The organism is Clostridium sp. CX1 (genome assembly GCF_025398335.1).
GTDB classification, from domain to species: Bacteria; Bacillota; Clostridia; order Clostridiales; family Clostridiaceae; genus Clostridium_AM; species Clostridium_AM tanneri.
Genome location: NZ_JAODOO010000018.1, coordinates 1 through 19,987 on the forward strand (window position 1 = coordinate 1; position 19,987 = coordinate 19,987).

Annotated in this window: 19 protein-coding genes and 2 tRNA genes; 17 read left to right on the top strand and 4 right to left on the bottom strand. The window is 32.6% G+C overall.

Features of this window, described 5'->3' with window-relative positions; genetic code table 11:
* Positions 1-79: 79 nt before the first annotated feature.
* On the bottom strand, positions 80-544 hold the full coding sequence (locus tag N4T77_RS16600) for a hypothetical protein (protein WP_261672967.1): 465 nt from the start codon (positions 542-544) through the stop codon (positions 80-82).
* Between the two features lie 214 nt (positions 545-758).
* On the opposite strand from N4T77_RS16600, the gene N4T77_RS16605 reads away from it, so the two are divergent.
* Positions 759-935: an H-type small acid-soluble spore protein gene (locus N4T77_RS16605; RefSeq protein ID WP_261672968.1), complete on the top strand. Its 177-nt coding sequence runs from the start codon at positions 759-761 to the stop codon at positions 933-935.
* A 199-nt stretch (positions 936-1,134) separates the two neighbouring features.
* Here N4T77_RS16605 and N4T77_RS16610 read toward each other — a convergent pair.
* Positions 1,135-1,221 (bottom strand) — tRNA-Leu (locus N4T77_RS16610).
* Between the two features lie 137 nt (positions 1,222-1,358).
* Between N4T77_RS16610 and N4T77_RS16615 the strand changes: the two genes are divergently transcribed.
* From N4T77_RS16615 to N4T77_RS16655, 9 genes are all read left to right on the top strand, one after another.
* Positions 1,359-1,631 carry a hypothetical protein gene (locus N4T77_RS16615; protein WP_261672969.1) on the top strand — a complete coding sequence of 91 codons (273 nt, stop codon included), beginning with the start codon at positions 1,359-1,361 and terminating at the stop codon, positions 1,629-1,631.
* Between the two features lie 598 nt (positions 1,632-2,229).
* Positions 2,230-2,922, top strand: a complete 693-nt coding sequence (locus N4T77_RS16620) for an iron-sulfur cluster assembly scaffold protein (protein WP_261672970.1) — start codon at positions 2,230-2,232, stop codon at positions 2,920-2,922.
* A 21-nt stretch (positions 2,923-2,943) separates the two neighbouring features.
* Positions 2,944-3,945: a GGGtGRT protein gene (locus tag N4T77_RS16625; protein ID WP_261672971.1), complete on the top strand. Its 1,002-nt coding sequence runs from the start codon at positions 2,944-2,946 to the stop codon at positions 3,943-3,945.
* A 219-nt stretch (positions 3,946-4,164) separates the two neighbouring features.
* Entirely contained in the window at positions 4,165-4,293 is a 129-nt protein-coding gene (locus tag N4T77_RS16630; RefSeq protein WP_261672972.1) for a hypothetical protein, read from the top strand.
* Positions 4,294-4,508: 215 nt separating this feature from the next.
* Entirely contained in the window at positions 4,509-5,426 is a 918-nt protein-coding gene (glsA, locus tag N4T77_RS16635) for a glutaminase A (protein WP_261672973.1), read from the top strand.
* A 255-nt stretch (positions 5,427-5,681) separates the two neighbouring features.
* Positions 5,682-8,327 carry a DNA polymerase I gene (gene polA / locus N4T77_RS16640; protein ID WP_261672974.1) on the top strand — a complete coding sequence of 882 codons (2,646 nt, stop codon included), beginning with the start codon at positions 5,682-5,684 and terminating at the stop codon, positions 8,325-8,327.
* A gap of 99 nt (positions 8,328-8,426) precedes the next feature.
* Entirely contained in the window at positions 8,427-9,050 is a 624-nt protein-coding gene (gene coaE, locus N4T77_RS16645) for a dephospho-CoA kinase (protein WP_261672975.1), read from the top strand.
* Between the two features lie 22 nt (positions 9,051-9,072).
* Positions 9,073-9,621, top strand: coding sequence for a lytic transglycosylase domain-containing protein (locus N4T77_RS16650; protein WP_261672976.1), 549 nt, complete (start codon positions 9,073-9,075; stop codon positions 9,619-9,621).
* A gap of 67 nt (positions 9,622-9,688) precedes the next feature.
* Positions 9,689-9,773: transfer RNA gene (locus N4T77_RS16655), tRNA-Leu, on the top strand.
* 94 nt (positions 9,774-9,867) lie between these two features.
* Here the strand turns inward: N4T77_RS16655 and N4T77_RS16660 are convergent.
* Positions 9,868-10,125 (bottom strand): hypothetical protein, encoded by a 258-nt coding sequence (locus N4T77_RS16660; RefSeq protein WP_261672977.1) that lies wholly within the window; start codon positions 10,123-10,125, stop codon positions 9,868-9,870.
* A gap of 265 nt (positions 10,126-10,390) precedes the next feature.
* Here N4T77_RS16660 and N4T77_RS16665 point away from each other — a divergent pair, with 265 nt between their 5' ends.
* Positions 10,391-11,560 carry an amidohydrolase gene (locus tag N4T77_RS16665; RefSeq protein WP_261672978.1) on the top strand — a complete coding sequence of 390 codons (1,170 nt, stop codon included), beginning with the start codon at positions 10,391-10,393 and terminating at the stop codon, positions 11,558-11,560.
* 346 nt (positions 11,561-11,906) lie between these two features.
* Here N4T77_RS16665 and N4T77_RS16670 read toward each other — a convergent pair whose 3' ends face one another.
* Positions 11,907-12,308 carry a hypothetical protein gene (locus tag N4T77_RS16670; protein WP_261672979.1) on the bottom strand — a complete coding sequence of 134 codons (402 nt, stop codon included), beginning with the start codon at positions 12,306-12,308 and terminating at the stop codon, positions 11,907-11,909.
* Between the two features lie 500 nt (positions 12,309-12,808).
* Here N4T77_RS16670 and fdhF point away from each other — a divergent pair, with 500 nt between their 5' ends.
* The 6 genes from fdhF (at position 12,809) to N4T77_RS16700 (ending at position 19,983) form a co-directional block, all read left to right on the top strand.
* Positions 12,809-14,947, top strand: a complete 2,139-nt coding sequence (gene fdhF / locus N4T77_RS16675; RefSeq protein ID WP_261672980.1) for a formate dehydrogenase subunit alpha — start codon at positions 12,809-12,811, stop codon at positions 14,945-14,947.
* Positions 14,948-15,081: 134 nt separating this feature from the next.
* Complete coding sequence (gene glp, locus N4T77_RS16680; protein WP_261672981.1) at positions 15,082-16,293, top strand: gephyrin-like molybdotransferase Glp; 1,212 nt, start codon at positions 15,082-15,084, stop codon at positions 16,291-16,293.
* Positions 16,271-16,798 carry a molybdopterin-guanine dinucleotide biosynthesis protein B gene (gene mobB / locus N4T77_RS16685; protein ID WP_261672982.1) on the top strand — a complete coding sequence of 176 codons (528 nt, stop codon included), beginning with the start codon at positions 16,271-16,273 and terminating at the stop codon, positions 16,796-16,798. Before glp ends, mobB begins: the two co-directional genes overlap by 23 nt.
* 1 nt (position 16,799) lies before the next feature.
* A complete protein-coding gene (fdhD, locus tag N4T77_RS16690) occupies positions 16,800-17,591 on the top strand; it encodes a formate dehydrogenase accessory sulfurtransferase FdhD (RefSeq protein ID WP_261672983.1) in 792 nt (263 codons plus the stop codon).
* 95 nt (positions 17,592-17,686) lie between these two features.
* The gene (gene nuoE, locus N4T77_RS16695; RefSeq protein WP_261672984.1) at positions 17,687-18,175 is read left to right on the top strand and encodes an NADH-quinone oxidoreductase subunit NuoE; all 489 of its coding nucleotides are present in this window, start codon (positions 17,687-17,689) and stop codon (positions 18,173-18,175) included.
* Positions 18,176-18,177: 2 nt separating this feature from the next.
* Entirely contained in the window at positions 18,178-19,983 is a 1,806-nt protein-coding gene (locus N4T77_RS16700; RefSeq protein ID WP_261672985.1) for an NADH-quinone oxidoreductase subunit NuoF, read from the top strand.
* Positions 19,984-19,987: the final 4 nt, after the last annotated feature.

Here is a 19,987-nt window from a genome sequence, read left to right on the forward strand (position 1 = left end):
ACGCTGCCGCGTTAGCATATTTTTTATGCTAATGCGACAGCCCCAAGTATTTTAGAGAAAATAATAAGTTATTAGATTGTTATTCATATTCTAATGTTAAGTAAATTATCCTTCTTACCATTCTTACTGCAACTGGATAAGGAACTCCATACATAACTAATCTTCTGATTAGCATAGGATTATTTTTTTCTATTTTTCTTAGAATGCTATTTACATCAGCAGGGCTTCTAAATTGATTTTCATCATATTCTATTTCTGCTGGAGAATCTTCCACCTCATCTCTATTATCTTCTATATTTTCTACAGCTTCATCTTGGATATTTTCCTCTGTGGTATCTCTCAAATCCTCATCCACACCACTGTCTAAGTTATTATCAACACTATCATCTAGGTTATCATCAAAAGGTATATCTTCCTGAAGCTCCATATCCTCTGAACGCATCATATTATAGGCATCATTAGGTATGCCATACATAGGATGCATAAATGGACAGCAAGGCATTACTCCACGGAAAGGCATATTATACATCATATCATTGTACATTTAATCATTTACCTCCATAAATTTAACTCGTACCATAATAATATATGTATTAATAATAAAAATTGTGAAGGTAAAATTCATTGTAAATCTCGTCTATGAAAAGTGTATTAGTACATAGAAAATAGACTTACCTGATTCAAGTTTGACTTCATAAATCTTTAGAGAATATACAAGAAGGTTTTTACTAAAAATACTAATGAGGAGGTGTTCTATAGTGAAATTACACAAAGCAGAGGAAATATATAATTCACGGGGTGTAATAAATGTAACTTACAAAGATAGGCCAGTATGGATTGAAAGCATTTCAGAGCAAAGTGAAGTTGCTCATGTTAAGGATTTGGAAACAAATGAACTGAAGATAGTTCCTATTTTAGAGTTAAAGGAAGAATAGATATTTCTGTAAAAAATAAGTACATCCCTGACTTAGAGATGTACTTATTTTTTAATTATGAAATTATTAAAGGAAATTTTAGTTATAGAAACTTTAACAACTAATAGTATAACCAGATTAAAAGAATTTATACTAGTGAATGAATTAATATCTTTAGAAAAATAAAAAAACCTTGGATACACTCCAAGGTTTTTTTATTTGGTGCCGAAGGCGGGAATCGAACCCGCACGGTATCGCTACCACCGGATTTTGAGTCCGGCGCGTCTGCCAGTTCCACCACTTCGGCAAATTACAAAGTTATCTTATCATAAAAAAACAATATAGTCAAGGTTTTAGAGAAAATTTCACCCTAATATAGAAGAGAAATAACTAGAATAAATTTTTTCCTTAAGGAATATAAAGAAATATGGGGGTGGTAAATTCATGGATGTATTTAACGAAATAAGAAGTGAAGAACTCAGAAAAAGAGCTATTGATGAGTTAATTGAGGCACAAAATAAAATAATAAATGATTGTCAAGAGAGATATAATTACTATAGAATACAATTGGAGAAGATAAACATACTTGAAAGTTTAACAAATAATATAATAAGTAATAAAGAAGAAAAGAACAGATTTAATAAAGAAATAAATAGTGCACTAAATGAGGCTAAGGAAGCTATTGAGCTAAGAGATAGATTAGAAAGCCTTTCCTAAATAGGAGCTCCCTAAAGAGCTCTTTTTTGTTATATTTACTATTAGTAAAATCTAATTAAAAGATTATTATCTTTAACTTTTACATAATAGAACTTAGTACACTATTATAGATATAATATCAGCTGGCACCTCTAAAGCTATAAATTTAGCATCTTCCATATAGAAATTAAAAATTAGATTAGAAAAAAGTACAGGGGAAAATAATATTAGGATTTGTAGATTTATATGCCTAATAAATAGTATAATTGGTAATGGCTATATAATATTATCATAAATAATCTATTCATAATCAAGCAAGAAAATATCTTTTATATTACTCTACAAAATATAAAAAATTCAAAACCAATAAATATCATTAAACAAAAGTTATTATATGTCAAAATTTTATGTCTATGGCTTTTGTTTCAAATTATTCTTAAAATCTATTGTTATAAAAGACTAAATTTGCTAAAATGTAATTGTTTATTAATTAGTCATTTTGTGTCCCGCTGGGTACAAAAATGTTCCAATCAAAATAAATGCTAATTCTTAGAGTGCAAAAAACAATTTTTATGCTCTAATCTAAATTATATTTACCAAACAGGAAGGAGAATAAAAGATGATTTATTCAACAGAAGTAGACAGAATGTGTTGTGTAACTAAAGGACCAAACCATGGTTCAGCACCAATTCCACAAGAAGGAAAATGGGTACAAGCTAAAGAAATAAAAGATATTTCAGGTCTAACACATGGAGTTGGTTGGTGTGCTCCACAACAGGGTGCTTGCAAACTTACTTTAAATGTTAAAGATGGTATCATAGAAGAAGCATTAGTTGAAACAATAGGATGTTCAGGAATGACTCACTCTGCAGCTATGGCTTCAGAAATACTACCAGGAAAAACTATACTTGAAGCATTAAACACAGACTTAGTTTGTGATGCTATAAATACAGCAATGAGAGAATTATTCTTACAAATTGTTTATGGAAGAAGTCAAACTGCTTTCTCAGAAGGTGGACTACCTATCGGAGCAGGTCTTGAAGACTTAGGAAAAGGATTAAGAAGCCAAGTTGGTACTATGTACGGAACAAAGGCTAAAGGAACAAGATATTTAGAGATGGCAGAAGGCTATGTTACAAAGGTAGCTTTAGATGCTGACAACGAAGTAATAGGATATAAATTCGTTCACCTTGGAAAAATGATGGAGTTTATAGGAAAAGGTATGGACGCTAACGAAGCTATGGAAAAAGCTACTGGACAATATGGTAGATTCGATGAAGCTGTAAAAGTTATCGATCCAAGACATGAATAATATATAAGGAGGACGCAGAAAATGGCATTATTTGAAAGTTATGAAAGAAGAATTAATCAAATCACACCAGTGCTTGAAAAGTATGGTATGAAGACTTTAGAAGAAGCTAAAGCTCTTTGTGATGAAAAGGGAATAGATGTTTATAATATAGTTAAATCAACACAACCAATATGTTTTGAAAATGCTTGTTGGGCATATATTTTAGGTGCTGCAATAGCTATAAAGAAGGGTTGTATAAAAGCTGCAGAAGCTGCAGAAGCTCTAGGAGAAGGCTTACAAGCTTTCTGTATACCAGGATCTGTTGCTGATGACAGAAAAGTTGGTTTAGGACACGGAAACTTAGCTGCTATGCTTTTAAGGGAAGAAACTAAATGTTTTGCATTCTTAGCAGGACACGAATCCTTTGCAGCAGCTGAAGGAGCTATAAAAATAGCTGAAAAAGCTAACAGAGTTAGAAAAGAACCATTAAGAGTTATATTAAACGGTCTTGGAAAAGATGCTGCTTACATAATCTCAAGAATAAATGGATTTACATATGTTCAAACTAAATTTGACTACTATACTGGAAAGTTAGAAATAGTTAAAGAAAAAGCTTACTCAAATGGACCAAGAGCTAAGGTTAAATGCTATGGTTCAGATGATGTTAGAGAAGGTGTTGCTATAATGCATCACGAGGGCGTTGACGTATCAATAACTGGTAACTCAACTAACCCAACTAGATTCCAGCACCCAGTTGCAGGAACTTATAAAAAAGAATGTGTAGAAATGGGTAAGAAATACTTCTCAGTTGCATCCGGTGGTGGTACTGGAAGAACACTACACCCAGATAACATGGCGGCAGGTCCAGCTTCTTATGGTATGACAGATACTATGGGAAGAATGCATTCAGATGCGCAATTCGCAGGATCATCCTCTGTTCCAGCACACGTTGAAATGATGGGACTTATAGGAATGGGTAACAACCCAATGGTTGGGGCTTCTGTTGCAGTAGCAGTTGCTATAGAAGAATCAGCGACTAAATAATAAAATAATTATTAACATATATTCAGCAAAATCCTATATAGCTTATATAGGATTTTGTTATTTTTTAAATATTAAAAATATTTGAAAAATTATGATTTTGTAGTGACATTTCTTTATAAACATATTATAATAATTATTAATATAGATTTTCCGTTTTTTGAAGAGTTTTAATTGAATGCTTTTATTTTTATATAAAATAAATATAAAGGAGTGATTTGTGTGCAAGAAAAGACAAAAAACATCAATAACAACCAGGATAAATTAAAAAAACCTAAAAAAGGAAAAGGAGACAAAAGAGAAAGTTGTAAGTTTCTTTTTGACATGATAGGAAGAGTATTTTCTAAGTAAGATTTTATTATCACCTATATAGGACAGCAGATTTAATCTGCTGTTTTTTCTGAAAAAAATTTATAAAAAGGATTACAAAATCACCAAAAGGATATATAATATTATATGAATGAATTAAATCTTTAATGATAAACATTTGAGGGAATTAGTTTAAATTTGCGACAATTATTGTTGCAATTGGCATATTATATTAATCAAAGGTGGATGATGAACATATGAAAAGATTATTAGAAGGTCTAGTAGAAAATAACAGGGTATATACAGCAGGGGGAAAGGTGGCTTCTTATATACCAGAGTTGGGCAAAGCCAACAAGGATTCTCTCGGCATATGGATTACTACTTTACAGGGAGAAGAATACTTTGCAGGAGACTTTGAGGAAAGGTTTACGATTCAAAGCATTTCTAAAGTAATAACTTTAATGCTAGCTCTATTGGATAACGGCAAAGAGTATGTATTTAAAAAGGTAGGAATGGAAGCAACTGCTGATGCTTTTAACTCCATAATCAATTTAGAAACCAAAAATCCTCAGAGACCTTTAAATCCTATGATAAACTCAGGTGCTATTGCTACGGTATCTTTAATTGCAGGGGATGGACGAGATAACACCTTTGAAAGAATATTGAAATTTACAAGAAAGATAACTGGTAACCCAGATATAAATATAAATGAAGATGTATACCATTCTGAGAGTATAACAGGGGATAGAAACAGAGCTCTAGCATATTTTATGAAAAGCACTGGTGTTATAGAAAATGATGTAGAGGATGTGCTGGACGTATACTTTAAACAGTGTTCTATAGAAGGAACTTGTAAAGATATAGCTAGAGTAGGTGCAGTACTGGCAAACAATGGTGTACTTCCATGGAGCGGAGAAAGAATAATACCTGTGTATGTTGCCAGAATTGTTAAAACTATAATGCTTACCTGTGGAATGTATGATGCATCTGGAGATGCTGCAGTTAAGATAGGAATACCTTGCAAAAGTGGCGTAGGCGGAGGAATACTTGCAGCATCACCAGGAAGAATGGGCATAGGAGTATTTGGACCAGCATTAGACCAAAAGGGTAACAGCAGTGGTGGTATGAGACTTCTAGAAGAACTATCAAAGGAACTAGATTTAAGTATATTTTAATTAATGTTGTAAAAAACTTAAAATGTGTATGAACTGAAAACCCCTCTTATTAGTTTAGAGGGGTTTTATTTATAAATTATTTACAGGATAAAATTTTTGAAAAAATAGAGAATAATAGTGTTAAATGTTATAATAGAGAAGCTGAGGAAAAATAAAAAAGAACTGGTTATAAAGAAGAAAGAGACACCATTGGGGGAAGCAGTGGTTTTGAGGTTGCCTGAATAAATTTAGTTAATATAATAATGGAGGTACGATATGTCTAAGGAAAAGTTATTAATATTGGACGGAAACAGTTTGATGAACAGAGCTTATTATGCACTGCCACCTTTGACCAATGCAGAGGGATTACATACTAATGGAATATATGGATTTACAAACATGCTTTTAAAAATGAAAGAAGAGATAAAACCAGACTATATAGTATGTACTTTCGATAGAAGTGCACCTACTTTTAGGCATAACGAGTATAAGGATTATAAAGCTGGAAGAAAGAAGATGCCAGATGAATTAAGGGAGCAGTTTCCAGTAGTGAAACAACTTTTAGAGCTTTTGGCTATTAACATATTCGAGATAGATGGCTTTGAAGCAGATGATTTGATAGGTACTATTTCAATCTTTGCAGAAAAGAAGGATATAGAGGTTTATATAGTTACTGGAGACAGAGATGCCCTTCAACTAGCTTCAGATAGCATAAAGGTTATTATAACTAAAAAGGGTATTACAGAAAAAGAGCTTTATGATAAAGATAGAATGATTGGAGAATTAGGAGTAACTCCAACTCAATTTATTGATGTTAAAGGACTTATGGGAGATGCATCTGATAACATACCGGGAGTTCCTGGTATAGGGGAAAAAACTGCTTATAAGTTAATAAAGGAATATGGAAGTATAGAAAATGTCCTTCAGAATATAGATAATATAAGTGGCAAAAAAATTAAAGAAAATTTAATGCAGTATAGCGAACAGGCAGTTTTTAGTAAGAAGCTAGCCACTATTGTGACTGATGCACCTATAGAAATAGACTTAGATTCAATAAAATCAAAAGAGAACTATGACGCTAAAGGGGTAAAAGAATTATTTATTAAGCTTCAATTTAAATCTCTCTTAGATAAAATTCCTGGTGCAGAAGGTACTGATGAAGGTGAAGCTGAAGACAATACAGAAGATATAAAGATAAGTTACGATATAATTGAAAGTATAGAAAAGTTTAGAGAATTAACAGACCACTTATGTGAAAGTAAGGAACTATTATATTTGACCTTTAAAATAGCTGAAGCAAATGTATATTCAAAAAGTTATATAGAGCAAATATTTATAAATATAAAGGAAAAGAATTACGTAGTAGAACTAAAGACACTATATGATGAAAATAGAGATGAAGTTATAGCTCTGTTAAAGAGAATATTTGAAAATCATAGTGTTGAAAAGGTAAGTCATGATGTAAAGGTACCTCATACTATACTGCATAAAATGGGGGTAGACTTTGTAGGGATGAAATTTGACACTAAGATAGCTGCTTATCTAATAGATTCTTCAAGAGGAAAATATGAGTTAAGTGATATTATAGAACATTACTTAAAGGTAAATATTCAAGAAGATGATAAAGATAGTCAGGCTAGAGCAACTTCTCTTTTATATAAATTATACACAACCTTAGAGTCCCATATAAGAGAAGCTGAAATGGAAGAACTTTTATATAAAATGGAACAGCCTTTAACTGATGTTCTATCATCTATGGAATACGAGGGCTTTAAAGTAGATAAGGAAAAGTTAGATGAGCTTGGAAAGAAATTTAAATCTGAAATAAGCTCTATTCAGAAGGAAATTTATGATTTAGCAGAGGAAGAATTTAATATAAACTCTCCTAAGCAACTTGGAAAGATATTATTTGAAAAATTAGATTTACCTGTAATTAAAAAGACTAAAACTGGATATTCCACTAATGCAGAGGTACTGGAGGAACTATCAGATAAACATCCTATAATAGAAAAGATTACCTACTATAGACAACTTACTAAATTGTATTCAACTTATATTGAGGGTTTAAAAGCTGTAATAGATGAGGACGGCAAAATTCATTCTAGTTTTAATCAAACTGTAACAACTACTGGAAGACTTTCAAGTACAGAACCTAATCTGCAAAATATTCCCATTAAATATGAAATGGGAAGAGAGATAAGAAAGGTTTTTGTACCAAATAATGAAGACAGTATTATAATTTCAGCAGACTATTCTCAGATAGAGCTCAGAGTACTTGCACATATTTCTGGAGATGACAATTTAATAGATGCCTTTTTAAATCATAGTGATATACATACAAAAACTGCATCTGAAGTTTTTAGAGTTCCTATGGAGGAGGTTACATCTTTACAAAGAAGTAATGCAAAGGCAGTAAACTTTGGTATAGTATATGGTATAGGAGATTTTAGCTTAGGAAAAGATCTAAAGATTTCAAGAAAAGAAGCAAAAAACTATATAGACACATATTTCGAAAGATATCCAGGTGTAAAAAAATACATGGATGATATAATAAAACATGCAAAGGAAAATGAGTATGTTACGACAATAATGAATAGAAGAAGATTTATACCAGAGATAAATTCTTCAAATAAGATGGTAAAATCCTTTGGAGAAAGACTGGCTATGAATGCTCCTATTCAAGGTAGTGCAGCAGATATTATAAAATTAGCTATGGTTAACGTATATAATGAGCTTGAGAAAAGAAATCTTAAAAGCAAGGTTATACTTCAGGTTCATGATGAATTAATTCTTAATGCCTATAGAGATGAAATAGATGAAGTTAAGTCTATAGTTAAAGAGGAAATGGAGAAAGTCCTTCAGCTAAAGGTACCCCTTGAAATAGATATGAATATAGGAGAGAATTGGTACGAAGCAAAATAAGTAATTTGAAGGTATTGGGATAAGGAACAATGCCTTCAGATTAACCATAAATCTATTAATTGAAATAAGCTTAAGATTATTTATATCTGAGGTGATAAGGTGTTAAGAATTGGTCTAACAGGTGGAATAGGAAGTGGGAAAAGTACGATTTCTAGTATATTAAGAGAAAAAGGCTTCAATATTATAGATGCAGATGTAATTGCTAGAGAGGTATTGCTGTTATATCCTATAATATTAGAAAAAGTAAAAGAATGTTTTGGAGAAAACTTCTTTGATGAAAGTGGGCAGCTAAAAAGAAAAGAATTTGGTAATTTTATCTTTGCAGAGGAAGAGAGAAGAAAACACTACGAAGATATAATATTACCTTATATTAAAAAAGAAATTTTTCATAGAATTAAAAGATTCGAAGAAGAGAAAAATGAAATTTGTGTTCTTGATGCTCCTACTCTAATTGAAAATGGGCTACATAAAGAAATGAATATAAACATACTTGTTTGGGTGGATATAGACACTCAAATAGAAAGAATAAAAAAAAGAGATGATTTGTTAGACACTGAAATAATTGATAGAATAAACTCACAGATGTCTTTGGAAGAAAAGAGAGAGTTTGCAGACTATATAATTGATAATTCTCATACAATAGAAAGAACAAAACAGGAACTAGAAAATACGCTAAAGGAAATAGGCAGAAAATATAGGGGGGTGGAGTGCCTTAGAACCTAAAGGTCTAAAGGCATAATTTAGATTGAAAGTTATAAAACGTGCATTTGTGCTTATATTGATAGTTATACTACTGATGAATGGAAAAAATATTGGGAAACACTTTTTTCCCCTTAAGTATTCAGAGCATATATTTAAATACTCACAACAGTATGATTTAGATCCATACCTAGTTGCAGCAGTAATAAAAACTGAGAGCAACTTTGAAGAAAAAGCTAAGTCTAACAAAAATGCATATGGACTTATGCAGATCACAGGAGACACAGCGGAGTGGGCAGCTGAAAAAATGGATATAGCTTATCCTGGTGACAGTATGCTTTATGATCCAGAGTTTAATATAAGAATGGGTTGTTGGTATTTAGATGATCTTAGAAGAGAATTTAACGGAAATATGGAACTAGTGCTAGCAGCCTATAATGGAGGAAGGGGAAATGTGCAGAAGTGGCTCAACAATGAGGAAAATTCTGCAGACGGTAAAAATCTTCACTACATACCATTTAAAGAAACGGACAAGTATGTAAAAAAGGTTAAAGTAAATTATAGTGTTTATAAATATCTATATGGTAAAGAATAAACAGGCAGTATGCTTCAATTATAAAGTTGACAATTGATAAAAATGTAGTATAATATAACCATAAAGTGCAGATGTGGTGGAACGGCAGACACGCTATCTTGAGGGGGTAGTGTCCACAGGGCGTATGGGTTCAAATCCCATCATCTGCACCAATTAATAAAATTATAAAATATTTGTTAAGACTTATTTTGAATTTAAATTATGCAATAAAGAGAGGTAAAATTACCTCTCTTATTTATTTGCTTATTAAGTATCAAAGGCCTTTATAATAACATAATCAGCACCGTCATCTAAAGCATAATCTATAGCTTCACTTCTGCTGACACCGTTTATAACTATGTTATCTTCTGTAGTATTTATCTCTGTAAGACTCTTTACAATTTTAGCATCATTTTCTCCAGATTTCTTCATATCATGTATTTGATCAAAGGTATTCTGGCTTATCTGTTTAACTGCACAAGAGTTTTCATCTTGCATTAATATTACTGAATATTTTTTTGCCATATCTGAAAACCTCCATTAGTAATTCTTTTATATATTCTAGTGTGCCACCTTTAGTCTTTTTTATAACTAGATTTATATGTAAGTGCAATCTTAGTTAAAGTGAATCAAATTTCCATACTAGGTTATGAGAATATGTAGAATAAAATACTAATATTAGGTTATCCTAAGGGTGGATTTTGTTTTATGGATGATATTTAATGAGATATGGTTTTGTTTATAGTTTCTATAAAAATTAATTAAGTATGCATAATATGAGGTGGAATATATGAAGTCAATATTACTTAAAAATTGTTTGTTAATAGAAGATAGCAAGGGAACTACAATAAAGAAGGATATATTAGTTAAGGATGGAAAAATAACTGACATAGATAATGTTATCAACTATGAAGCTGAAGATATAGAAGTTTTTGATATTAAAGAAAATTATGTTTTACCAGGATTTGTAGATTGTCATACCCATATAGGAATTATAGAAGAAGCTACAGGAAAACTAGGAATTGATAATAACGAGACGTCAAATCCTATAACACCACACTTGAGGGCATTAGATGGCATAAACCCCTTAGACATTGCATTTAGAGATGCAATAGTATCAGGAGTTACTACAGTTATGAGTGGACCAGGAAGCAACAATCCGGTAGGAGGTCAAAACATAGTTTTAAAGACCCATGGTAATATAATAGATAGAATGGTTATAAAAAATCCTTCTGGTCTTAAAATTGCCTTCGGTGAAGATCCTATGAGTACCTATGGACAAAAGGATAAATGTCCTGTTACAAGAATGGGAGTTGCATCACTAATAAGGGAATTATTTATGAGGACTGAAGATTATATTCAGCGCAAAGAAGCAGGTAAGATAACAGAAAGAGATGCTAAATTAGAGGCAGTAGTTCCTCTGTTAAAGGGAGAAATGATTTTAAGAGCCCATGCCCACAGAGCAGATGATATAGTTACAGCTATAAGAATAGCAGATGAATTCAATATTAAAAAATTAGTTATAGAACATGGCACAGAAGCACACTTAGTTAAGGAATATTTAAAAGAAAAGAATGTACCAATAGCTTTTGGACCAATGCTGACTCCTAGAATAAAAATGGAGTTGAGAAAAAGAAACTACGGTTCTGCAGTAGATTTAGTAGAGTCTGGTGTAAAGATAGCTTTGATGACGGATCATCCCTACAATTCCATAGATCAGCTAAGAGCTGTTGCTGCACTAGCTGTATCAGAGGGATTAAAAAGATTAGATGCTATAAAGTGTATAACTATAAGTGCGGCAGAGTTGCTAGAATGTGATGATAGGCTGGGAAAAATAGAGAAGGGATATGATGCAGATATAATAGTGTTAAATGGTGATCCGCTAGATGTAGTTAATACGAAGGTAATAATGACTATTATAAATGGGGAAGTTGTCCATAGGAGAGAAACTCATTCTTAAAACATTGGGGTGCTTCAGTTTTAGAATTAAAGCTACAGTAACAGATAACATACATAGATGACTAACCATACACCAATATTCCAATAGTATACTTAAATAAATACTGACGACATTTTTAGGACAAAAAAATTGTTTTTTCTTTTATTAATTTTCTTATAATTATCAATAAATTTAATAACTATGTGAAATAAATAATTATAAAGTATACTATATCTAGTAAAATGTTAAAAGGAAAAGACATTACTAAATATAATATACTTTATTTAAAATATATTTAGTAATGCCTTAATGAAGGAGATGTTAATGCTACTAAACCTAATGGTTCAGTAGCTATTAAAAATATCAGTTATCTTTTACTTTGTCTTGATTTTTCATTTAATTTTCTAGTTTCTTCTAGTGCTGGATCACTAAAGTTGTTCATACCAGAACTTATACTACTAGTCATTCCCATGTTGGAAGCTCCCATACCAGAAGAGTTTTGTCTAGACTGTGCATTAAGTTGTCTTGCTTCTTCAAGTGCAGGGTCGCTTGAACTATTCATACTAGAACTTATGCTGCTAGTCATTCCCATGTTGGAAGCTCCCATACCGGAGGAGTTTTGTCTAGATTCTGCATTAAGTTGTCTTGCTTCTTGAACATCTGAGTCACTTGAGCTGCTGCTTATGCTGCTAGTCATTCCAGCACCTGAAGATTTTTGTCTAGATTGTTGATTAAGTTGTTTTGTTTCTTCTAAATAGTTTTTATCCATAAATTTTACTCCCTCCAAAAATATTAGTTTAGTATTTATTTTAAAACCATTAATATAATTCCCTCCTTACATAATACTATTCAATTATAAAGGTACCAAATTAAGGTACAAAGGGGTAGAGTTTTGTTAAAAAAATAACATAAATTACCAAGAAAATATTATAAAAGGTCACAATATTCAAAAAAAGGTTTTCGATTTTAATTTAACTATATTAAAGGAAAGCTAAAATATCCATGTCTTTCAATGGCATTTTAGAATTTAACCTTTATTTTGGCCAATTAGGGCTGTAGTATCTTTTAACAAAGTTAGCTTGACTTTGATTTCAGAATATTTTAAAATGTAATTATATTACACGGTTTGCTATAAGAAGGAATTGCTTACAGATAATAGAACAAAATATGATTAATAATATGTAGTTAATTAAAATAGTCATAATGAACAACTAATGAACTTATATATATAACATCAGGTATGAGTAGGTCTTAAAGGGAGGGAAAAGAATGGAACAAAAAATACTAACAATATGCCCTTATTGTGGTGCTGGATGCAACCTTAATTTGATTTTAGAAGATGATAAAATAGTAAGAGCAGAACCAGCTAATGGTAGAACAAATGAAGGAAGTCTCTGTCTTAAAGGGTATTATGGATGGGATTTTTTAAATGATCCCCAAATTTTAACTGCACGCTTAAAAAGCCCAATGATTAGAAGAAATGGTGAATTACAAGAGGTTTCTTGGGATGAAGCTATTAGTTTTACTGCATCTAAGTTAAAGGAAATAAAGGACAAGTATGGTGCTGATGCTATAATGGGAACAGGCTGTGCACGGGGATCTGGTAATGAAGCTAACTATATAATGCAAAAGTTTATGAGGGCAGTAATCGGCACTAATAATGTAGATCACTGCGCTAGGGTTTGACATGCCCCTTCCGTAGCCGGTCTGGCTTACGTATTAGGAAATGGAGCTATGTCAAATGGAATTCATGAAATAGACGATACTGATTTACTATTTATTTTTGGTTATAATGGTGCGGATTCACACCCTATAGTGGCTAAAAGAATAGTTAAAGCAAAGGAAAAGGGAGCAAAGATTATTGTAACTGATCCAAGAATAACAGAGTCTGCTAGAATATCTGATTTGTGGCTTCCAATAAAGAACGGTACTAATATGATACTGGTTAATGCCTTTGCTAATGTTTTAATAAATGAAGGACTTTATAATAAGGAATATGTTGAAAAATATGTTGAAGGTTTTGAAGAGTATAAGGCTTTAGTTGAAAAATACACTCCAGAATATGCGGAAAAGATGACAAGTGTTCCAGCAGAAGACATAAGAAAAGCTATGAGAATGTATGCTGAAGCAAAGAATGCTATGATACTTTACGGTATGGGAGTGTGTCAATTTGGTCAAGCTGTTGATGTAGTTAAGGGACTAGCCTCCTTAGCATTATTAACTGGAAACTTTGGAAGGCCAAGTGTAGGTATAGGACCTGTAAGAGGCCAAAACAACGTTCAAGGGGCTTGTGATATGGGAGCACTACCAAATGTGTACCCTGGATATCAAAGTGTTGAGGATGATGCTATAAGAGAAAAGTTTGAAAAAGTATGGGGAGTAGACCTTTCTAATAAAAAGGGTTATCATTTAACAGAAGTTCCAAAGCTTGTGTTAGAAGAAGACAAGATTAAAGCTTACTACATAATGGGAGAAGATCCGGTTCAAAGTGATCCAAATTCCGCAGAGGTAAGAGAAGCTTTAGATAAAATGGAGCTTGTAATTGTTCAAGATATATTTATGAATAAAACAGCACTTCATGCAGATGTAATACTTCCGGCTACATCATGGGGAGAGCATGAAGGAGTATTTAGTTGTGCTGATCGTGGATTCCAAAGATTTAGAAAGGCAATTGAGCCAAAGGGTGATGTAAAACCTGATTGGCAAATAATTTCTGAAATAGCTACAGCTATGGGATATCCAATGAAGTACAATAATACTGAGGAGATATGGGATGAGCTTAGAGGCTTATGTCCAAATTTCTCAGGAGTAACTTATAAGCGTTTAGAAGAACTTGGTGGAATTCAATGGCCTTGTCCTACAGAGGATCATCCTGGAACTTCCTACCTATACAAAGACAATAAATTTAATACTCCAAATGGCAAAGGAAGATTATTTGCAGCAGAGTGGAGACCTCCTATGGAGCTTACTGATGAGGAATACCCACTTAGTTTATCAACAGTCAGAGAAGTAGGACATTATTCTGTAAGAACTATGACTGGAAACTGCCGCGCCCTTCAACAACTTGCTGATGAGCCTGGATATGTTCAAATAAATTCAAAGGACGGAGAAAGATTTGGAATTAGGGATCAGGAATTAGTTAGAATAACTTCACGAAGAGGTTCTGTGGTAGCAAGAGCATTGGTAACAGATAGGGCTAATGCTGGAGCTGTTTATATGACTTACCAATGGTGGGTAGGTGCATGTAATGAGCTGACTTTAGATAATTTAGATCCTATATCCAAAACACCAGAGTATAAGTACTGTGCAGTAAAGGTGGAGGCTATAGAAGATCAAGAAGCGGCAGAAAGATTTGTTAAAGATGAGTACGACAATATTAGAAAAAAGATGAATGTACAGTTTAAGTAGGTATATATTCGTAGGTTTTTACTAAATATAATAACTAGCATCCGATGGTAATATTCCATCGGATGCATTAAAAATAAGAAAGTAGTTTCTAATTACAATAATATAATATGACAGCATTTAGGGAGGAATATGAAGTGATAACTGTTGAAGAAGCCTTAAGTACAATAATTGCAGAAACAGAAGTTTTAGGAACGGAAACATTAAATTTAATATCTTCGCTTAATAGGGTTTTAGCAGAAGATATTTATTCGAAGGACAATCTACCTCCTTTCGATAAATCAGCTATGGATGGATATGCAATTAAGAGTAACGATACCGAGGGATGTTCAACTGAAAAACCAGCAAGGTTAAAGGTAAAAGGAGTCATAAAGGCAGGAGACCTCTATGAAGAAGAATTACATAGTAAAGAAGCAATAAAAATCATGACTGGAGCACCATTACCTAGGGGAGCTGATACAGTTATTCAAGTTGAGAAAGTAAAAGAATTCAGTAATGAGATAACTATAATTGAACCTATAGGCAGAGAAAAAAACATACTAAAGATGGGTGAAGAAATTAGAAATGGTGAATTAGCAATACCTTTAGGAAAGAAAATAAGACCAGCAGAAATAGGTTTATTAGCTTCTTTAGGATATAGTGAAATCAAAGTACATAAAATACCTAAAATAATTTTGCTTACTACTGGAGATGAGCTAATAGATATTGAAGAAAAGTTAACACCAGGAAAAATAAGAAATTGCAATGAATATTCTCTTCTAGCCCTTGCCAAAAATCTTGGTGCAGAGGTAAAATCCTATGGAGTAATTAGAGATGATCCGGATTTGATTTTTGAGAAGATTGAAGAGGCCTTTGAAGAGGGAGATATAGTGATAAGTTCTGGTGGTGCTTCTGTTGGAGACTATGATTTTATTCACGATAGTCTAAAAAAATTAAAGGTAGATACTAAGTTTGAAGCAGTAGCTATTAAGCCAGGAAAACCAGTAACCTTTGCAAAGTTCAAAAATAAGTTATATTTTGCCCTTCCAGGCAATCCTTTGTCTGTGATAAATACCTTTGAACAGTTTGTAAGTCCTGCTATCAAGAGAATGATGGGAATTGATGAGGTAAATACTGATGAGTTTCCTGTAATTTTAGCAGAAGACTTTAAAGTTAAAAAAGGCAGAGACAACTATGTTTATGTGGATATAAGAAAAGAAAATGGGGCTTATTATGCATATAAGACTGGCTCACAGGGGTCAAATCAACTTCTAACTATAAGCAAAGCAAATGGAATTATAATTATTGATAAAGATACATCTATAGCGAGAGCAGGAGAGATTTTAAATGGAAGATTTATATTTAAATAGAATACCAGTAATTTCTATATTAGCATCTAAGTCTGGTACTGGAAAAACTACCTTAATTAAAGAAATTATAAAAAACCTTAAAAGTAAAAGTTATAAGGTAGGAGTTATTAAACATGATGTACATAAATTTCAAATAGATTATCCTGGTAAAGATACATATCAGTTTACTGAAGCAGGAGCAGATAATGTTGTAATTGCTTCAGGGTCTAAATTAGCATTAATACAAAGACTAGAAGTACCAAAAACTGTAGAAGAGCTACTGTGGCTCTTTCCTAATGTGGATATTATTATTTGTGAAGGTTTTAAAGGAAATATTTTTCCTAAGATAGAGGTTCATAGAAAAGAAATAAATGAGAGTTTATTATATAAAAATAGTGATATATCGAATTTTATAGCTGTTGCCAGCAATGAAAAATTAGAACTAGATATTCCTGTCTTAGATTTAAATGATGCAAAGACAGTAACTAAATTCATTGAAGACAACTTTTTGAGGAGGACTCAATAATTTGAATAAGACAATAAAGTATTCTGTAGTTAAGTATGATAGAACTGAAACTGAAACTGTAGAAGAAATTATGATATATGAATATCCATTGAGTATCATTTTAAATGATACTCATATCACAACTTTGACATGTACTCCAGAGAACCTTAAAGCTTTAGTAGTTGGATATCTAAGGACTCAGGGAATAATAGATTCCATGGAGGACATAAAGACTTTAGAAATAGATGAGAAAAATGGAATAGCAAGAGTTAATATAAATTCAAATATGGATAAAAAGCCCTACAGGCAGGTTTTACCTGTAGGGTTTAATGAAAATAACAAAAAAGAGTTTTTTGAAAAGCTTATTAAAGATTTGAACTGCAAAGTTGTAAAAGACAACAACATTACCATAGGAATCGAAAAGATTTACCACCTAATGAAAGAAAATCTTTCATACTCAGAAGCTTTTAAACAAACAGGGGGAGCTCACTCTATTGCTTTATGTGATAAGGAAAAGATATTGTTTATATGTGAAGATGTAGCACGGCATAATGCAGTGGATAAAGTAATGGGAGAAGCACTTATACGTAATATATCTCTTGAAGATAAAATACTACTTATAAGTGGGAGAGTATCCTTTGAAATGGTCTTGAAAACTTCAAAATCAGGCATACCAATAGTAGTTTCAAAATCAGCACCGACTAATCTTTCAATAGAACTTTCCAATGCGCTAAATATAACATTAATTGGTTTTGTACGGGGAGAGAAGGCTAATATATATACAAATTCTTATAGAGTAACAGAGAAAAATTAATAAGTTTTATATTTAATCAGTTCTAGTTAAGGGTTAAGCAGAATAGTCATACTATTCTGTTTATATATAATTACCAATAGAAGGGGGATTAATTTATGGAGGCGGCACAAAAAGAAATTCTACAAAATGACTCCTTATGTGCAAGAGACGTAATAGAAAAATATCCTAAGGAACAGAGATTTACTTTAGCTATACTTCAGGACATACAAAGAAAGCATAAGTATATACCAAGAGAAGCATTAGAAACTCTTGCTGAATACTTAGATATACCTGTAAGTAAGTTATATGGTATGGCAACTTTTTATAAAGCTTTAAGCTTAACACCAAAGGGAGAATATATAGTAACTGTATGTGATGGAACAGCTTGTCACGTTGCAGGTTCAATGGTTGCTCTTGATGAGATTGAAAAGTGCTTAGGTATTAAAGCTGGACAGACAACAGAAGATCTTAAGTTCTCAATTAATACTGTTAACTGCATAGGATGTTGCGCTATAGCACCTGTTATGATGATTAATGAGAGATACTATGGGAACCTAACACCTAAAATGGTAAAAGAAATTCTTGATGAATATAGAGGTGAGTAGTGATGAGTATAAAGAAAACTATTTATGTATGTTGTGGAACAGGTTGTTTAGCTAGAAACAGTATGGAGCTATATGAAGAACTTAAGAAAAAAGTAGCTGAATTAGGGGCAGCAGCTGATGTGCAAGCTGAATATGAGTTCAAAGCTACAGGCTGTGATGGTCTATGTGAAAAAGGACCTGTAGTAAAGATTCAGCCTGATGATATTGCTTACTTTAAGGTGAAATTTGAAGATGCACAGGAAATTGTAGAAAAAACAATAATGAAGGGTGAGGTTATTGATAGACTTCTTTACCTTGAAACTTCAACAAAACAAAGATTAAGAAATCATAAACAAAGTGAATTCATGAAAAGACAGATAAAAATAGCACTTAGAAACGTAGGAGAAATAGATCCTGTTGTTTTTGAAGACTATTTAGAGAAAGATGGATACAAGGCCCTTCATAAAGTAATCTTCGATATGAAAAAAGGAGATGTTATAGAAGAGGTAACTAAATCCGGCCTTAGAGGAAGAGGTGGTGCAGGTTTCCCAACAGGACGTAAGTGGAAAACTGCCTTTGGTATAGATACTGATCAAAAGTATGTTGTGTGTAATGGTGACGAAGGTGACCCAGGTGCTTTCATGGATAGAAGTATAATGGAAGGCGACCCTCACAGTGTTATAGAAGGTATGGCTATATGTGCTTATGCTATCGGAGCAAACCAAGGCTTTGCATATATAAGAGATGAATATGGACTAGCTATTGAAAATATGAAGCTAGCAATAAAACAGGCAAGAGAAAGAGGATATCTTGGTAAAAACATAATGAATAGTGGTTTTGACTTTGATATTGACATAGTAAGAGGTGGTGGAGCCTTCGTATGTGGAGAATCTACAGCATTACTATCTTCAATAGAAGGAAAGGTTGGAGAACCAAAAGCTAAGTATATCCATACTACTGAAAAGGGATTATGGGGACAGCCTACAGTACTAAATAACGTAGAAACTTGGGCTAATATTCCAATAATAATGAATAAGGGTGGAGAATGGTACAGTTCTATAGGAACTATGAAAGATAGTAAAGGTACAAAAGCTTTCTCACTAGTTGGTAAAGTTAAGAATACAGGTCTAGTAGAAGTGCCAATGGGAACTACTCTTAGAGAGATAATATATGATATCGGCGGCGGAGTACTAAATGATAGAGCCTTTAAAGCAGTTCAAATAGGAGGTCCTTCTGGTGGATGTCTGCCTGAGGAATACTTAGATTTACAAGTAGACTATGATACTCTAGTTAAGGCTGATTCTATGATGGGTTCTGGCGGTATGATCGTTATGGATGACAGAACTTGTATGGTTGACGTTGTAAGATACTATCTAAACTTCCTTGCAGAAGAATCCTGTGGAAAATGCGTTCCATGCAGAGAAGGCGTAAAGAGAATGCTTGAGATATTAACAGATATATGTGAAGGAAGAGGAAGAGAAGGAGATATAGAAGAACTTCAAAAAATTTGTAAGACTGTAAAGAGTGCAGCATTATGCGGACTTGGAAAGAGTGCACCAAATCCAGTTGCAGCAGCTATTAGATATTTTAGAGACGAATTTGAAGAGCACATAAGAAATAAGAGATGTCGTGCAGGAGTATGTAAGGAGCTTACAACTTTTGTCATAGATGAAGAAAAGTGTATTGGTTGTGACTTATGTAAGAAGAACTGCCCTGTGGATGTTATCAGTGGTGAGATTAAAAAGCCTCACACAATTGATACTGACAAGTGTGTAAGATGTGGTAACTGTATGAACATTTGTAAGTTTAATGCAGTTAAAGTTAAATAGGGGG

What these genes read in the sequence shown, in the direction of transcription:
- N4T77_RS16600 (WP_261672967.1), bottom strand. Translation starts at nt 544, where the DNA reads ATGTACAATGATATGATGTATAATATGCCTTTCCGTGGAGTAATGCCT.
- N4T77_RS16615 (WP_261672969.1), top strand. Translation starts at nt 1,359, where the DNA reads ATGGATGTATTTAACGAAATAAGAAGTGAAGAACTCAGAAAAAGAGCT.
- N4T77_RS16620 (WP_261672970.1), top strand. Translation starts at nt 2,230, where the DNA reads ATGATTTATTCAACAGAAGTAGACAGAATGTGTTGTGTAACTAAAGGA.
- N4T77_RS16625 (WP_261672971.1), top strand. Translation starts at nt 2,944, where the DNA reads ATGGCATTATTTGAAAGTTATGAAAGAAGAATTAATCAAATCACACCA.
- glsA (WP_261672973.1), top strand. Translation starts at nt 4,509, where the DNA reads ATGAAAAGATTATTAGAAGGTCTAGTAGAAAATAACAGGGTATATACA.
- polA (WP_261672974.1), top strand. Translation starts at nt 5,682, where the DNA reads ATGTCTAAGGAAAAGTTATTAATATTGGACGGAAACAGTTTGATGAAC.
- N4T77_RS16660 (WP_261672977.1), bottom strand. Translation starts at nt 10,125, where the DNA reads ATGGCAAAAAAATATTCAGTAATATTAATGCAAGATGAAAACTCTTGT.
- N4T77_RS16665 (WP_261672978.1), top strand. Translation starts at nt 10,391, where the DNA reads ATGAAGTCAATATTACTTAAAAATTGTTTGTTAATAGAAGATAGCAAG.
- N4T77_RS16670 (WP_261672979.1), bottom strand. Translation starts at nt 12,308, where the DNA reads ATGGATAAAAACTATTTAGAAGAAACAAAACAACTTAATCAACAATCT.
- mobB (WP_261672982.1), top strand. Translation starts at nt 16,271, where the DNA reads ATGGAAGATTTATATTTAAATAGAATACCAGTAATTTCTATATTAGCA.
- nuoE (WP_261672984.1), top strand. Translation starts at nt 17,687, where the DNA reads ATGGAGGCGGCACAAAAAGAAATTCTACAAAATGACTCCTTATGTGCA.
- N4T77_RS16700 (WP_261672985.1), top strand. Translation starts at nt 18,178, where the DNA reads ATGAGTATAAAGAAAACTATTTATGTATGTTGTGGAACAGGTTGTTTA.